Annotated in this window: 16 protein-coding genes; 14 read left to right on the plus strand and 2 right to left on the minus strand. The window is 45.9% G+C overall.

Translation table 11 applies throughout. The annotated features are described in order from the left end of the window. The first annotated feature begins 8 nt into the window (after nt 1-8). The 7 genes from HQN88_RS25875 (at nt 9) to HQN88_RS25905 (ending at nt 6,267) form a co-directional block, all read left to right on the plus strand. Nucleotides 9-392: an urease subunit beta gene (locus HQN88_RS25875; protein ID WP_173117940.1), complete on the plus strand. Its 384-nt coding sequence runs from the start codon at nt 9-11 to the stop codon at nt 390-392. Then, nucleotides 373-2,088, plus strand: coding sequence for an urease subunit alpha (gene ureC / locus HQN88_RS25880; RefSeq protein WP_173117942.1), 1,716 nt, complete (start codon nt 373-375; stop codon nt 2,086-2,088). The genes HQN88_RS25875 and ureC overlap by 20 nt, the downstream gene beginning before the upstream one ends. Nucleotides 2,089-2,125: 37 nt before the next feature. Further along, nucleotides 2,126-2,830, plus strand: a complete 705-nt coding sequence (locus HQN88_RS25885) for an urease accessory protein UreF (RefSeq protein ID WP_173117944.1) — start codon at nt 2,126-2,128, stop codon at nt 2,828-2,830. 36 nt (nt 2,831-2,866) lie between these two features. After that, nucleotides 2,867-3,529: an urease accessory protein UreG gene (gene ureG, locus HQN88_RS25890; RefSeq protein ID WP_173117946.1), complete on the plus strand. Its 663-nt coding sequence runs from the start codon at nt 2,867-2,869 to the stop codon at nt 3,527-3,529. Next, nucleotides 3,522-4,376 carry an urease accessory protein UreD gene (locus HQN88_RS25895; protein ID WP_173117947.1) on the plus strand — a complete coding sequence of 285 codons (855 nt, stop codon included), beginning with the start codon at nt 3,522-3,524 and terminating at the stop codon, nt 4,374-4,376. Before ureG ends, HQN88_RS25895 begins: the two co-directional genes overlap by 8 nt. A 263-nt stretch (nt 4,377-4,639) precedes the next feature. Next, the gene (gene cyoE / locus HQN88_RS25900) at nt 4,640-5,617 is read left to right on the plus strand and encodes a heme o synthase (protein ID WP_173117949.1); all 978 of its coding nucleotides are present in this window, start codon (nt 4,640-4,642) and stop codon (nt 5,615-5,617) included. A 17-nt stretch (nt 5,618-5,634) separates the two neighbouring features. Next, a complete protein-coding gene (locus HQN88_RS25905; protein ID WP_173117951.1) occupies nt 5,635-6,267 on the plus strand; it encodes an SCO family protein in 633 nt (210 codons plus the stop codon). A gap of 10 nt (nt 6,268-6,277) precedes the next feature. On the opposite strand, the gene HQN88_RS25910 is transcribed toward HQN88_RS25905, so the two are convergent. Both HQN88_RS25910 and HQN88_RS25915 read right to left on the minus strand, forming a co-directional pair. After that, entirely contained in the window at nt 6,278-6,631 is a 354-nt protein-coding gene (locus HQN88_RS25910) for a toprim domain-containing protein (RefSeq protein WP_173117953.1), read from the minus strand. Between the two features lie 159 nt (nt 6,632-6,790). After that, nucleotides 6,791-7,975, minus strand: coding sequence for an MFS transporter (locus tag HQN88_RS25915; RefSeq protein ID WP_173117955.1), 1,185 nt, complete (start codon nt 7,973-7,975; stop codon nt 6,791-6,793). 111 nt (nt 7,976-8,086) lie between these two features. Here HQN88_RS25915 and HQN88_RS25920 point away from each other — a divergent pair, with 111 nt between their 5' ends. The 7 genes from HQN88_RS25920 to HQN88_RS25950 all read left to right on the plus strand — a co-directional run bounded on the left by HQN88_RS25920 (nt 8,087) and on the right by HQN88_RS25950 (nt 16,548). Further along, a complete protein-coding gene (locus HQN88_RS25920) occupies nt 8,087-8,242 on the plus strand; it encodes a hypothetical protein (RefSeq protein ID WP_173117957.1) in 156 nt (51 codons plus the stop codon). A gap of 55 nt (nt 8,243-8,297) precedes the next feature. Further along, a complete protein-coding gene (locus HQN88_RS25925; protein WP_173117959.1) occupies nt 8,298-8,726 on the plus strand; it encodes a hypothetical protein in 429 nt (142 codons plus the stop codon). 40 nt (nt 8,727-8,766) lie between these two features. Continuing rightward, nucleotides 8,767-9,915 (plus strand): transglutaminase domain-containing protein, encoded by a 1,149-nt coding sequence (locus tag HQN88_RS25930; protein WP_173117961.1) that lies wholly within the window; start codon nt 8,767-8,769, stop codon nt 9,913-9,915. Nucleotides 9,916-9,925: 10 nt separating this feature from the next. Then, nucleotides 9,926-10,660 carry an HAD-IA family hydrolase gene (locus HQN88_RS25935; protein WP_173117963.1) on the plus strand — a complete coding sequence of 245 codons (735 nt, stop codon included), beginning with the start codon at nt 9,926-9,928 and terminating at the stop codon, nt 10,658-10,660. 24 nt (nt 10,661-10,684) lie between these two features. Further along, nucleotides 10,685-12,745 carry a peptidoglycan D,D-transpeptidase FtsI family protein gene (locus HQN88_RS25940; protein WP_173117965.1) on the plus strand — a complete coding sequence of 687 codons (2,061 nt, stop codon included), beginning with the start codon at nt 10,685-10,687 and terminating at the stop codon, nt 12,743-12,745. A 1,143-nt stretch (nt 12,746-13,888) separates the two neighbouring features. Further along, nucleotides 13,889-15,763 (plus strand): asparagine synthase (glutamine-hydrolyzing), encoded by a 1,875-nt coding sequence (gene asnB / locus HQN88_RS25945; RefSeq protein ID WP_173117967.1) that lies wholly within the window; start codon nt 13,889-13,891, stop codon nt 15,761-15,763. Nucleotides 15,764-15,810: 47 nt separating this feature from the next. Continuing rightward, on the plus strand, nt 15,811-16,548 hold the full coding sequence (locus HQN88_RS25950) for a Cof-type HAD-IIB family hydrolase (RefSeq protein ID WP_173117969.1): 738 nt from the start codon (nt 15,811-15,813) through the stop codon (nt 16,546-16,548). The last annotated feature ends 30 nt before the right edge of the window (nt 16,549-16,578 follow it).

A 16,578-nucleotide genomic window follows, 5' to 3' on the forward strand; every position in this document is an offset into this window, starting at 1 on the left:
GCGAGCATATGGTTCCCGGCGAATATCGAACAGCCAAAGGCTTTATTGAAATGAACGCACACAGACAGACGATAGAAATCATTGTTACGAATACAGGAGATCGACCGGTTCAAGTAGGGTCGCATTTTCACTTTTTTGAAGTCAATCGAGGATTGAATTTCGCACGAGAGTTAGCCTTTGGCATGCGCTTGGATATTCCGGCAGGAACGGCAGTCCGTTTCGAGCCTGGTGAGCAGAAGCCGGTTCAACTTGTCGAATTAGGCGGAGCCAAATTGAGTTATGGTCTTAACAATTTGAGTCAAGGATTAGCGGAAAAAGACAAAATGCCAGCAGAAACGAAAGCAAGATGGCAGGCTTGGGAGGGGATGCTCGGTGAGTCGAATAGATCGTAAGAACTATGCGCTGATGTTTGGCCCTACAACAGGCGATGCCATTCGATTGGCAGACACAGAGCTCTGGGCGCAAATCGAACATGATTACACTGTTTACGGGGATGAATGTAAATTTGGCGGTGGGAAAGTCATCCGTGACGGCATGGGACAATCTAGCGGTGCGACCCGTGCACAGGGTGTTCTTGATACCTTAATTACGAATGCTGTCATTATTGATCATTGGGGCATTGTCAAAGGCGATATCGGTATTCGGGATGGTCATATTGTCGCAATTGGCAAAGCCGGTAACCCGGATATTATGGATGGCGTGCATCCGAATATGATCGTAGGTGCAAGCACCGAGGTTATTGCGGGTGAGGGGAAAATCGTAACTGCTGGCGGCATCGACGCGCATATTCATTTCATTTGTCCGCAGCAAATTGAAACTGCGCTTTCCTCAGGTGTGACGACGATGATCGGCGGTGGTACCGGTCCGGCAACGGGAACGAATGCCACAACCTGTACGCCAGGTGCTTGGCACATGCAGCGGATGTTGGAGGCAGCCGAAGGCTTTCCGATGAATCTGGGTTTTACCGGTAAAGGGAACTCTTCCTTCTTGGAGCCTTTGACGGAACAAATTGAAGCGGGCGCCATCGGCTTGAAGCTTCACGAAGATTGGGGAACAACGCCGGCAGCGATCGATATGTGCTTGGAAGCGGCAGATCGTTATGACGTGCAAGTGGCCATTCATACGGATACATTAAATGAAGCGGGATTTCTTGAGGATACGCTCGCAGCGATCAAGGGACGTACCATTCATACGTATCATACTGAGGGAGCGGGAGGCGGTCATGCACCGGATATTATCCGCGCGGCCGCTGAGTTGAATGTCCTGCCCTCTTCGACGAACCCGACTCGCCCATATACAATTAATACAATCGAAGAACATTTGGATATGTTGATGGTGTGTCATCACTTGGATAGTCGAATTCCGGAAGATGTTGCTTTCGCAGATTCTCGGATTCGTCCTGAGACGATTGCGGCAGAAGATATTTTGCATGACCTAGGCGTATTCAGTATGATAAGCTCCGATTCCCAGGCGATGGGACGGGTAGGTGAGGTCATCATTCGAACGTGGCAAACAGCGGATAAAATGAAAAAACAACGTGGACCGCTAGCCCCCGATACCGAAGACAATGATAATTTTCGCATCAAACGTTACATGGCGAAATATACAATAAATCCAGCGATTACGCACGGCATTTCGCATCTTGTTGGGTCGATTGAACCAGGCAAGTTTGCAGATTTGGTTGTTTGGAGTCCAATGTTTTTCGGTGTGAAGCCGGATCTCGTTCTCAAAGGTGGCAGCATCGCATATGCCCAAATGGGTGACCCGAACGCTTCTATACCAACACCGCAGCCTGTCTTCGGTAGACCGATGTTCGCTGCATTTGGGAAAGCGTTGACGCAAAGTTCGATAACCTTCGTTTCTCAGGCAGCGTATGACAATGGAATCGGAGAACGATTCGGATTGCAGAAGAGGATTGAGCCGGTGAAGGGCTGCCGCAGCATTTCGAAGAAAGATATGATTCATAACGACGAAACTCCTTCTATAGAAGTAAATCCAGAAACCTACGAGGTGAAGGTTGATGGCGAAGCCGTAACCTGTGAGCCTGCGACAGAGCTGCCGATGGCACAGTTGTATTTCTTATTTTAAAAAGGATTGGAAGACAGTCCTGACTGAGGTGACAACAATGACTGCGTTAGAACATCCACCGTTCCATTGGTTAGCCTACCAGCAACTGTTGGATTCGGCACTTCCGATTGGCGGGTTTTCCCACTCGTTTGGTTTGGAAACACTTGTCCAACAGGGAAGACTGACAACGATCTCCGAACTGGAAGCCTATATTCGGTCGATGCTTGCGGGCAGTTGGGCATCCTCGGATGCAATGGTTATTAAAGCAGCATATCTGCACATCCCTCGAGGGGAGTTGGGGCAGCTTTGGGACCTCGACCATATGCTCCATGTGCAGCGGGTAGGAAGTGAGACGCGGAGCGGCGTGCAGAAAATGGGGCGCAGATTGCTCCAATTATCACGTTCGCTGTATCCGGAGCTGAATTGGCAGCCGCTCGATGATGCGGTAAGTGCGAGGAGATGCAGCTCGAATCATCCAGTTGTTCATGGTTGGGTGAGCTACCATCTAGGCGTCCCTCTACATCAGGCTGCCGAAGGCTATCTCTATACATGTATCATGACGTGTATCAATAGTGCGCTTAGGCTTATGTCCATTGGACAAACGCAAGGTCAGATGTTACTTGCAAAGCTCGTTCCTTTGACAGGAAGCGAATGGCAGCGAGTTTCGCACTTAGATCCAATGGAGGCGTACACGAATTCACCAGCGGCTGATTTAGCTATGATGCAGCATGAAACGTTATATTCACGTTTATTTATGTCCTAGAAGGAAATCTAACAATATATCTGAGGAGGAATGACAATGTGTCAAGGTAACGGTCATCATCATCATCACGAATGGGAGAAGCCAGCAACAGATCGCAGTCGCCCGATGCGAATTGGGATCGGAGGTCCTGTAGGTTCAGGCAAAACAGCGCTAGTAGAACGCTTGGCAAGGAAGTTGAACGGCCGATATAGTATAGCAGTTATTACGAATGACATTTATACGAAGGAAGATGCACGTATTCTGATTAGTTCAGAAGCACTGCCTGAGGAGCGAATCATTGGGGTAGAGACAGGTGGATGTCCGCATACGGCGATTCGCGAGGATGCATCGATGAACTTCGAAGCGATTGAAGAGCTGGAGAAGCGTTTCGATAATCTCGATATTATTTTTATTGAGAGTGGTGGCGATAATTTGGCAGCTGCTTTCAGTCCAGAGCTCGTGGATCGCTTCATCTATATTATTGATGTTGCCCAAGGGGAGAAAATCCCACGTAAAGGCGGCCCTGGCATCATGCGTTCGGATATGTTGATCATTAATAAAATTGATCTTGCTCCATATGTAGGTGCTAGCTTAGAAGTGATGGATTCCGATACGAAAAGAATGCGCGGCGAGCGTCCGTATATCTTCTCAAACCTGATGGGTGGTACAGGGTTGGATGATATCGTGTCTTGGGTAGAGAAGGAGTTTAGCCATGCCTAAGCTGACTGGGGAGATAACCGCACAATTTGCGGTGCGCAGCGGCTTCACGCGGCTTGTACACAAATATCATGCCTCCCCACTCAAAATAGCCAAAACGTTTCGTTATGAAAATGAAATGTGTATGGATGGTGCCCCCCCTATGGATCAGTTGGGCGTATATATGATGGATTGCTCACCTGGGCTGATGGCCGGTGATCATTATGAAATTAACGTGCGCCTTGAAGAGGGCGCACGTGTTTTTCTAACGAACCAGTCGTTCACGAAGGTGCACCCTTCGGCAGAAGATCAAGGAAGCACGCAGCATCAGATACTTCGACTTGAAGCTGAAGCGTTGCTTGAGTATATGCCGGAGCCTTTAATGCTGTATAAGGATGCTGACTTGTTCGGTGAAACGGAGGCACATTTATCGAGAGGATCGACTTTGATTTACTCCGATGTCCTTTGTCCAGGTCGCACGCATCGTGGGGAAATATTTCACTACACAAGGTACGTGAACAGGATGAAGGTCTGGTATGAAGGTGAGCTGATCTTCTACCAAAACCAGCGAATTGAACCATTGGTGATGGAGCTGTCTTCACCAGGTTGCTGGGAAGGCGAGACACATATGGGCAATCTGTTTGTCTTCTCAGACCGACTTGGTCCACGCCACCTTGAAGTCATTGTGGACAAATTAAGTCAGCTCGAAGGCCAAACGGTTCGAGTAGGAGCAAGTCTAACTTACAAATATGGACTTGTTGTGAACGTCATGGGCAGACATGCTTGGGAGTTGCAAGATGTTCTGACCAAGGCATGGCATCAAATCCGCCGAAGTTTATTTGATTTAACACCGTTGCTGGTGAATAAATAGAAAGAGGAGGCAGGCTTCGACCTGTCTCCTCTTTCTATTTGTACGGGCATTCAGGTGCTCCGCCCGTAAATCCTCACAACTTTTTCACATATTCCAAAATGGAATCGAATGGTAAGTGCATTTTCCACGCATACTGGAAGGGAGAATCGACAATATGATGACAACTGCCCGTGCTTCATTGTCAAATGATGTAGGGGTTGGTATGATGAGAATGTTCATTAAGATGTAGGATCGGAAATTCGACATAGAGGAGGTAAGCGCACATGGATAATCAAGTCACTTACGAAAATGTTTCAACCGGCTCGTCCCAAGGGCAAGCTGGAACTGATGCCATAGATGCTAGCTCGACGAAAGGTGCAGATGGGCCTGTGACCTTGAAGGAATATTACCGACTGATAAAACCGGGTATTATTTATTCCAATTTGATGACAGCTTTCGCTGGATACTGGGTAGCGGCCAAGTGGGAAGTTGACTGGCTCCATTTAATTATGACGATGCTAGGCACAGCACTTGTTATGGCTGGAGGTACGGTACTGAATAATTATCTGGACCGTGAGATGGATGCGAAGATGGAACGCACACAGAATAGAGCACTGCCAAGTGGACGGTTAAGCGCCAATTTTGTTCTTTGGTTCGGAATTATTCTTGGTACGATTGGATTAGGGGTTCTCTATTTAGGGGCGCATTCACCTTTAGCTACATTAATGGGTTTACTTGGATTGTTCTTTTATGTTTGGATCTATACAGCGTGGTTCAAAAGAACATCAGTATGGAGCACATTCGTAGGCGCGATCTCGGGAGCAGTACCACCTCTGATCGGTTATTGTGCGGTTAGTGGGAATATTGATTTGGGAGCGATCTTAGTTTTCTTGTTCCTATTCCTATGGCAGCCACCGCATTTCTGGGCGCTTGGCATTCGCCGTATGGAAGAGTATCGTGCAGCGGGCTTCCCGTTATTGCCGGTAGTTAAAGGGACTTTCGTAACGAAAATTAGTATGGTTCGTTATGTTGTTCTATTAGTACCTGTTACAGTCATGCTAACGGCGTATGGCTATGTAGGAACGATTTTCTTAATCGTATCTACGATACTTGGATTAACATGGGTTTTCATGAGCGTCAAAGGGTTCAAAGCAAATGGGGAAGCGGAAATTGTATGGGCAAAGCGTATGTTCTTGTTCTCCCTTTTATATTTAACGCTGCTATCGATCTTAATGGTTATTGATACGACAGCGAAATTTTAGTCTGGGGGACGAAAACGATGGGGACGTTTTTGGAGAAAAACTGGTTTAAGTTAGCACTAGGTGCGATTTTAATTGCGATGATTGCATCTTTCGCTTATAAATTAGTGTCGAACGGCAGTAATCCGGATGAAAGATTAACGGCCATGAAGGCTGCGCCTTCTTTTACACTGCAAGATTTAGATGGTAAAACAGTTACCTCCGAAAGTATGAACGGTAAAGTACGACTCGTGTATTTCTTTTACTCTTTCTGTCCAGATGTGTGCTTGCCGACAAGTTTCTTGATTTCACAGGTGCAGGATGAATTGAAGAAAAAGGATTTACTGGGATCCAAAGCGGAAATATTATCGATAACTGTGGATCCAGTAAGGGATACTGCAGAGGTGTTAAAAGCATTCGGAAATCGCTTTGAATCGAAGCCGATTCCAGGCGGATGGACGTTCCTCCGAGGTGAAGAAGCGAAAGTTCATAAGCTTGCTGAAGATTTCGGTATTATGGTGATCAAAGAGAAAGACGGAAATTTCTCACATTCCAATGCGATTTTGCTCGTTGATCCAAAGGGTCAGCTAAGAAATTACTATGATGCAAGTAATCCGGAGTTGGATGCAGATCATATCGTGAAGGATGTTGTAACCCTTTCAAAAGGGAAATAATGCAAAGTGATTATTCATAAGCAGGGTTGGGCGCAGGGTAGATAATATACGCGTCCAGTCCTGCTTTTTCTAATTGCTGGGTGAGATATTCTTCGGGTGTGCCTTCGACACCTGCATATCCCTTACGGGTATAAATATGTTCAGCGTCTGGAAATGTATCGCGCAGCAAATAACGGATTTTTTTGCCGGATGCATCGTTGTCGGTGAATATATAAACGGGCAAATCACCTACTTTTTTTCGCAATGAGTCAAGCGTAATGGAACTGGGAGTGCCGAAGGTACAATGGATGATCACGGTTTCATCAACGACTCGCTTCAAGCGACTCTTATCATTTTTTCCCTCAACAATAATGGCAATGGACATGGACACCTTCACTCCTTTTTAGAGTAGTATACCCTGTTTGGAGCGGCGAACCAAGTAACTGGATGACGCGATATTTCCTGGGAAATGACAAGGATTTACAGCGTGTGACAGCAGGAAAGGGCCTGATGGACGACATCAAGCCTTTTGATTGAAGAGAAATTATGAAGTTAGCATAGGCGATTTGAACGTTCGAAGCGGCAGAAGTGATAGGGCTAGCATGAGGATGAAGAATGCAATGAAGTACGAGGAAATATGATCTCGAAGCTGACCGGCCATCATCGGGCCAATAAAGGCACCAACGGAATAAGAAATGGAAAGCAAGGAAAACACGCGACCGTATCTTGAACTGCTAGTAATACTGGCAAGTAAAGCTGCAAGTGCTGGATAAATGACACCTTTGGCCATTCCGATTAAGAAGAGGGAAACGGTTAATGGAATTGGCCACTGTATAGCTAATCCGAAGAAAACTACGGCAAGCCCGATGCTTCCGCCAATGGTCCTCAGAAAAGGTGAAATTTTATTCAAAAACCAGAAAGAAATACTAAGCAGTGCGCCTAAACTCACTAGTGTGAAGAAAACACCAGATGTGAGGATGGATTCTCGCGCTGATTTCATCAATGGAAGTTCGAAGAACAGAATACCCTGTGAGCAAGAGAGTGCCATGGGAATGAGGAAGAAAAGCCAGGGGATAGAGACACCATCTCCATCATCGCCTTCTTTAATATTCTGAGATGCATGGTGACCGTGTGGATCTAAGATGGCCTTAGAGCTCGACTTGTCCTCATTGTGGGACAGCATTTCCTTCTCTTTTACACCGAAGATGGCGAGAATACCTGTGATAATCAGGATCCAGCCTAACACGGAAAATGCGGTCGTAAAGCCAATTTTGGCCACTAATACAGCACCTGCCGCAGGTGAGACTACGGATGCTAGTGTGTGAACGAGGCCGTTGCCAGCCATGAGCTTGCTTTGGTGAATGCGATCACGCGCTATACGAGCTAGTAAAGTTAAACAAGCAGGGGATAGGAAAGCAAGCACAAATCCACTGATGGACCGAATGTAAAGCAGATGCCACGGATCTTTCACGTTGGATTGAAATAGTAAGATGATCCCTGCTACAATTAAACTAAAGACAATGAAAAATTTACTGCCGTATTTGTCTACACCATAGCCTGCAATGAGATTGCCAGGAAGATGGGTGAGTGAATATACGCCCATGATGAGCCCTATAAATGAAGGAGCAGCTCCCAGCGATAAGGCGAAAGGGGATAAAATCGGGTATTGCGCGTGTAAATCAAAAAATGCAACAAACATAAATAAATACAACCATATGGCTGTTCGCACGGTTTTACCACCTCGATCCTTTAGTTTCATCTCTTCTTAAGTTTTACGCCGCTCGTCCCAAGGATATGACCGTTCGGGACAAATGACACAAATTTGAAACAGGGAGGACACATGGATCCTATCGTTTTTATACTTTTGGCTGCAGTCGGAATTTTTCTTGTTTTTCGTTTAAGACAGTCTTATCGTAAGACTGGAAAAAGCATTGATAAGACCAAAGAAATTGAGCAGAAGCTAGCACAGTTAAGGAAAAAAAGAGATGAAGATTAAGGAGTCCATGTAGTATGATAGGAATGGACTTTTGGATTATGAGGAGGGGTTAAAGATGGATCAGTGGATTTCGTTTGCACAGGATCGTTGGTATTTAATTGTAGGGGCCATTATTGTTTTATTTATTGTGATTGGTATTGTAAAAACCGTGGTGAAATGGGTAGTAGTCCTTGTCATCGTTGGGGCGCTTATCGTTTATGGAGCGAGTTATAAGGATAAAATAAAAGATATTGGGACAACGGTTATTTCTCAAGTCAGCGATGACATCAAAGATAAAGCGGTTAGTGCTTTGACTTCCGAAGCCAAAGAGGCGAAATTCAAGGCAAATCCGGATGGTTCCTTTTTAATTACGACGAAAAGTTTGCAAGTAGAAGGTAAACCAGGATCCGATGAAGTTCAAGTTACTTTTCTAGGGAAATCCTTCAAAATGAATGCCAATGCTGCCGTGAATGCATTCATCGAGCAAGCAAAGAAAAATGCCTAGTCAATATCAAGTCTAGCCTATCAAAGGAAGGTGAGTACACATGACGGATAACGCGTGGTTTCAAACAACCTCAATCAATTTTATATCCATCTTGATCGTTCTCACGATTGCAGCTTCCGTGCTGCAAGGATTTTTCCGTGGTGGCTCTGGCTCAGCCAGGCATTTCGTAGCAATGTTGGTGGAAGCAGTGCTCGCCATCCTCTCCATGTTTCTGGCTTGGAAGGGTGTGCAACTAGTTTCACCTTGGATTCAATCGTGGTTGAAAGATCAGAATTTGCAGATTCCAACGGTTGATATAAGTACGTTAAAACAAGCTTACTATACCGTCATTACTAGTTTGCGTGATTTTCCTTTACTCCGTTTTGGCGTTTTATTTATCCTCGGCTATGTGATTATCAAACAACTCTTGAATCATTTAGTTGATTTAGGGTTAGGGCGATGGTTAGCTGAACGGTATGCCATGCCGAAACGGAGCCATTCTATTTGGAGCTCGGTTTCAGGCGGGGCCATTGGATCCATAGCAGGATTTGCTAGAGCTCTTATGTTGATCGCTATTTTGTTCATTTATGTCTCCATATTCCCTCACTCGATGCTAACCCCGTATATTGAGTCCTCCCATATGTATCAAAAAGGAGCTCAAGAAGTGATTTCACCGTTCACAGGTGATTTTATCGCGGAGAAGGCGCCTGTTTTCACACGTGCCGTAGAGCAAGAATTCACGAATATTTTGCAACGAAAATATGAAGTTCTTGACGCGAAAATCCCTGGTAACATCGCAGATGCGGCCAAAGAAATTACAGCGAATGCCACGACGGATGAAGAAAAGGCTAAATTGCTGTACAGTTGGATCGGAACTCGGGTTCAGTATGATTGGAATAAAGTGAAGTTATATGAAGAACAGCGAATTTGGAAGGAGCAAACGCCTGAGGATACGTTCAATACCAAAGAAGGCGTTTGTATTGATTATTCAAGGTTATATGCACAAATGGCCAGATCCATTGGACTTGATGTGAAGGTTGTCACAGGTCTAGGGTATGATGGTCAGGGGGGATATGGCCCGCACGCTTGGAATGAAGTGTATCTGAAGGAAACGAATAAGTGGGTACCATTGGACTCTACTTGGGTGGCAAGCGGAGCGAATTGGTTCAATCCGCCGAATTTCGATCAAACACATGTGAGAGACGTATAGAGGAGAGAATATGCACAGAGAGTTGCATTCTTACAAGATGATTTATCTAGATGCAGGCGATACGTTAGTCACGATTCCTGCCGCACAAACGATATTGAAGCAATACTTGCAACTGCGCGCAGTTGACCGGGATGAAGATCATATTAATGAACTTTTTACTGAAGCATTTCGTCTATTTTATTATGTTGAGAAAAAAGATAACTTCGTGGTGTGCAGTCCAGAGTCAGATCGTGAATTCTGGGTAAACCTATACCACTATGTCCTGCATAAGTTAGGCGTTCATGAGGATTGGACAGAGGAAGAGATTTTCAACTGCTGTCATGAGTTATATGAAATTTTCACTGCACCGGAATATTATGATTTATTTGATGATGTGAAGCCATTTCTGGAAGAGCTGAAGAGACAAGGCTTTCGAATTGGTATTATATCTAATTTTGCTCCTACGCTGAAAGCCATTCTGGCTGATAAAGGGGTGTTACATTATTTTGACCCCGTACTCGTATCAACCGAAGTTGGTTTGGAGAAGCCCGATCCTGCAATTTTTCAGCTTGCTTTACAGATGGCGGACGTTGAGGCTAGTGATGTCCTGTATGTCGGAGATCATGAGACGAATGATGTTTGGGCTCCTAATCAAGTTGGAATAGATGCTGTTCGTATTATTCGGTACCCTTATCACACGGGAGATGGAATTCGATCTCTACTCGAGTTGATTCAGGATCCTGCCGCTGAAGTACGACCTAAGTGATAGTGAGAAAGGATATGAACCCGCATGAAGTCATCCATTATGGATGATCCGAAGAAAAAAGAAATCACTAAAAAACGGCACTTTTCGTTTCGGATCAATATATTTTTCTTCATTACTTTTTTACTCTTTTCCGTACTTATTGTGCGGTTAGCGATTCTTCAATTCGTTCAAGCCAAGGATCTGAAGGCTGCAGAGAATACCAACACGAATCAAACCAACAAGATCGCCCCGATTCGCGGCAATATTTATGATTCTACGAAATCCCCGCTGGCGTATACGATTCCCGTACAGTCCTTATTTTTTCGCATTGAACCAGGCCAGGATAAGGATGCTAATATTGATTTAGCCAAACGCATTAAGACCTATGTATTTGACCCATTTGCGAAACCGAATACTGTTAGTCCGACAGCTGAGGAGATTGTCCTTGCAATGGACCTTGGTTATGACATTAATAAAAAGCCAGTGAAAGAACCGAGCTACTATTCCGTACCACGCCGTATTAAAGCGGATTTATCGAATGCTGAAATTGCGTATTTGCTGGAGCATCGGGATGAATTCAAAGGGCTGGAAGTAACGGAAGAAAGCATCCGCACCTATGAGGTGGAAGACGATAAGACGACAATTGCCACGCAATTAGTCGGATATACGAATGCATTTTCAACCGAAACAGCGAAAAAAATCTATAAGGATAATCCGAATAGTGAAGAATATTTAAGCAACGAAAATGTCGGTTTTGATGGGATCGAGCGGATGTATCAGGATGAGCTGCGCGGCAAGAACGGCAGTAAGAAGTATCCGGTGAATGCCGCGATGAAAATCATTGGAAGAGCCGAAGTGACAGCTCCCATTAAGGGGAATAATCTGTATCTGTCGATCAACAAGGACGTTCAGAAGGCGACGGAGAAAATGCTGCATGATCATATCCAATATCTCCGTTCTCCTTCCAATGCCAACGATGCGTATTTGAAATATGGGGTGAAAGCCTCCTCGGGATTCGCAGTAGCGATGGAAGTGGACACTGGACGTATCATCACGATGGCGAACTACCCGGATTACGATGCGAATGCCTGGACAGGCGGGATGGCAACGGCTACGTATAAGGAGATCGAGACTTACATACAGAATGGTACGATCACTACAGCCAAAGCCAAATATCCAGACGCCAAAGAAAATGCAAAGCATCCTTCTTCCATTGTTTTCATGGGTTCTACGATTAAACCGTTATCCGTATTAATCGGATTGAAAGAAAAGTTCTTTTCTGCGGGGGTTCAGAATTACAATGATACAGGTACATTTACCTTTGGTAGGGATGGCAATAGCTCCATCTCAAACTCCGACAAACACGCATATGGCAGCTTAAACGCGTCGTCCGCTATTGAGGTATCCTCGAATACGTATATGTCGGCGATGGTAGGTATTCCTTTCTGGAATAAATACGGGCGAGAAAACGCAAAAGTGACAGCCAAATGGGCGGAGTATCTAGCTAAGTTCGGGATGGGTGTGCAAACGGGCAGTGGATTGCCTGGTGAGTACGCAGGATCCAATGACTTTATTAAAAATGCGGAGAAAGATAGTTATCAATCTGCGATGGTTTACGCATCATGGGGACAGAATGAGAAGACGACTACGCTGCAACTTGCGCAATATACGGCAACGCTTGCTAGTCGTGGGAAACGGATGAAACCTCAGTTCGTAGAAGAAATACGTGATTATCAAGGCAATCTGGTGAAGACGATTGAGCCTGAGGTCCTGGATGATTCATCCAAGGAGTTTTCTCAAGCTGACTGGAATACAATTATTCATGGGATGAAAAGCGGCGCTCAAGGCATTGATGAATTACCCTTCAATGTCGCTCGTAAAACAGGAACATCCACACAGGATGTGGCTGGCGGAAGGGTTGAGAATGCCGTATTAATCGCCTTTGCACCAGTGGAGAATCCTAAACTGGCCGTAGCGGTCGTAGTACCGGAAGGTGGTTTCGGACGCTACGGGGCCTCCCCGATTGCGGCGAAAATCTTCGAAGCATACGACGCGGCGTACGGTGGCGTTCTGACGAAGCTTGGCGGCGGGAAGCGGCCTTGGTAAAGAAGCGGAAGAAAGATAGTAAAGAGATATGAATGGGAAAGAGCTTGCTGCGGCAGGCTCTTTTTTTGTGATTAAAGCTATTGTAGCGTGCAAGGGTCTTTGGCGTTGGTTATTTTGCCGCAGTAAGTCGACTACGGTTGTCGAGTGCCGAGTGCCACATGCACAAAGTACAACCCGCAACCCGCAAATCACAAATCACGTACCACAAACCCACATACACATACCGCAATCCGCAAACCACAAACCACAAACCACAAACCACAAACCACAAACCACAAACCACAAACCACAACCACATACCGTAAACCGCAAACCGCATACCGTAAACCGTAAACCACAAACCACATACCGTAAACCGCAAACCGCATACCGTAAACCGTAAACCGTAAACCGTAAACCGTAAACCGTAAACTATAAACCCAAACCCAAACCCAAACCCAAACCCAAACCCAAACCACAAACCGTAAAACCACTGACTACATAGTAACTGCAACTGGCCGCTGCCGCTGCGACTCCCACTCCCCCGCCCATTGAACGTCGTTTGCCTCATTTTTGCGAATAGATGGATTTCCTGTAGTTATTTCTTCTTGAAATCGATATAAATCGAGAATAGCTGGATTTTCTACAGTTAATTTCAGGGATTTACGCCAATATGTGCTGATGGGGGAGAATTAGCTACATGTTTTCCATCTAAATCGATTTATCCGATGGATTTCTCCTAAATAGCTGTACTTTTTCCAGTTAAGTTGAGTAGAGAAAAATGAAGTCAGGTCGAGTTACGTTTAAGTTTAAGTTTAAGTTGATCTACTGAGGTACGTAATCGAGTAACGAGACTCTCCCTTTTTAGCAGCATGCACCAGTTACTCCCCAACGGCATATCCTATTTCAAGGGGAGAAACTTACTTCACCCTAAATGTTGCCCGAGGTCAACTTTTGTGCACAGAGGAAAGGTGGTCGAATCTCATGAAAAAAAGCCGGTTATCTGCTTCTTTAAAACGACTTCTCATTTCCATCATTTTTCTATAGGATACAGCCATTCTCGTACGCTCACGGTATTTCCTGAATGGCGGGCTGATATGGTATACTAATATATCGGTTGTCCAAGAGAAAGAATGATGAGAGTACGGAGGAGTGAGTCTCACCATGTGTGGTATTACGGGTGTTATGTATTTTGAAGATAGAGAACCAACTGAGGCTATGCTTCAGCAAATGACAGATGTGATTGTACATCGAGGGCCTAATGATGTCGGCTTCTGGACTGAGAACCGCATTGGCTTAGGATTTAGACGATTATCCGTTATTGATATTAAAGAAGGCCATCAGCCATTAGCGAATGAAGATGAAACCGTGTGGATTATTTTCAACGGTGAAATTTATAATTACAAAGAGCTGCGCACGATGTTGAAGGAGCGCGGTCATATTTTCCGCACGCAGAGTGACACAGAAGTCATCGTCCATCTTTATGAAGAATTCGGCGAGGATTGCGTGAAGCACATGCGCGGTATGTTCGGTTTTGTAATCTGGGACCGCAAGAAGAAGCAGCTGTTCGGTGCGAGAGACCACTTCGGCATTAAGCCGTTTTATTATCATGTGAGTGACCGTCAATTTCTGTTCGGCTCAGAAATCAAGAGCTTGCTAGCGGCGGAAGGCATGAATCGGTTGATCCACACGGACAGCTTGCTGAATTATTTGACGTTTCAGTATGTACCAGAGCCGCATACCATGTTCGAAGGTATCTATAAGTTGCCGCCTGCGCATTCGGTTACAATCACATTTGACGGCAAAATGACCCTACATAAATATTGGGACCCCATGTTTGAGCCGGAAGAGAAGCCATTTGACTATTATGTGGAACAAATTCGTGAAGGTTTGAAGGAATCCGTCAAGCTGCACATGGTCAGCGACGTGGAACGTGGATGCTTCCTGTCGAGTGGGATTGACTCGACAGCCATTGCTACACATATGCGGAACATCGAACCGATCCGCACGTTCTCCGTTGGCTTCGATGGCGCTAACAACGAGACGCCGATCGCTGCTCAGACCGCAGCAACGATCGGGACCGAGCATTACGACAAAATCATCACGCAGGAAGATTTCTTCGCGACCATGCCGAAGGCGATCTGGCATCAGGACGAGCCTGTCGCCGATCCATCGGCCATTGCCCTCTACCACGTGGCGCAGCTTGCGCGCGAGCACGTAACGGTTGTATTGTCCGGCGAAGGCGCGGACGAGCTGTTCGGCGGCTATCGCATTTATCGCGAACCGCAGTCGCTCAAGCCGTTGGATCAGCTGCCGCCATCGGTGAAGCGCATGCTGAACCGCTTCGCACGCATGCTGCCGAGCGGAGTGAAAGGCCGCAACTATGTGTTGCGGGGGACAACTCCGCTAGAGGAACGCTTCCTCGGGAATGCCAAAATTTTCTCCGAGGATATGAAAGCTGAAGTGCTTCGTCTGGATAGTGAGATGCTGCGCGCCTACAAAAATCCCGTGCAAATTGCCGGTGATTATTATAATAAAACGAAGCATTTGGATCCAGTAAGCCGAATGCAGTACATCGACATGAATTTGTGGATGCCTGGCGATATTCTCATGAAAGCCGACAAAATGACGATGGCGCATTCCTTGGAATTGCGCGTTCCTTTTCTGGACAAGGAGCTGTTCGAAGTAGCTCGCCGCATTCCAGCGAAGTATCGCATAGCGAACGGGACAACGAAGTACATTTTCCGAAAAGCGATGGAAGGGATCATCCCGGATCCGATTTTGAATCGTCCGAAGTTAGGCTTCCCAGTACCCCTGCGGGATTGGATGAAAGGCGCTATGGGCGATATGGTCATGGATCAAATTAAAACCAGCGGTATCGAGGATTATATTGATATTCAGGCAGTTGAGAAAATGCTGCATAAGCATCGCATCGGTCAAGGAGACTACGCACGACGCTTGTGGACTCTCTATATTTTTGCACTCTGGCACAAAACGTTCATGGAAGAGCTGCCTAAGAGAGTGCTCACTGCTTACTAGATCCACGATGACAAATTTAAGGCAGCATGAAACAGGAGTTGGCGGGAATGGGAACCTATAAATTAATCGCACTTGATATGGATGGCACCCTATTGAACGAGGACAAGAAAATATCTGCGGAGAATCAAGCAGCAATTCGTGAAGCATCTGCACAAGGTAAAGTGGTGATCATGTCCACGGGTCGTGGTGCCATCAGCGCTATGCCTTTCATTAAGGAGTTGGGGCTCTCAACGCCCCTAGTTGTGGTAAATGGCAGTGAAGTATGGGCGTCGCCAGATACGTTGTTGAAACGAACGCTAGTACCGATTGAAACGATACGCAATTTGCACCAGCTGGCGGTAGATCATGACTGTTGGTGGTGGGCGTATTCCGTAGCAGGTGTGTTCAATCGAGAAAGTGAAGGTCTAGATATCAATCAGCACGAGTGGCTCAAATTCGGTTACTTTACGGACAATGCTGAGAAATTGCAACGTATTCGCGACGTGGTGACGAGTTGGGGGACGCTGGAAATCACCAATTCACATCCGTCGAACTTGGAATTGAACCCGCTCGGCATCAGCAAAGCAACCGGTGTAGAAACGGTATGCAAACTTCTGGGCATTGCGATGTCCGAGGTGATTGCGATGGGTGACAGCGAAAATGATATTGCGATGATTCGTGAAGCAGGACTAGGTGTGGCTATGGGAAATGCCCAGGATGAAGTGAAGCGAATCGCGGATATTACGACAGTTACGAACGATGAGGATGCTGTCGCACAAGTTATTCGCACTTACTTGCTTGCCTAGTCCAGGACGAGCTCCACATTCACGCTATAA

This window comes from Paenibacillus qinlingensis (assembly GCF_013204845.1).
Lineage (GTDB): Bacteria > Bacillota > Bacilli > Paenibacillales > NBRC-103111 > Paenibacillus_E > Paenibacillus_E qinlingensis.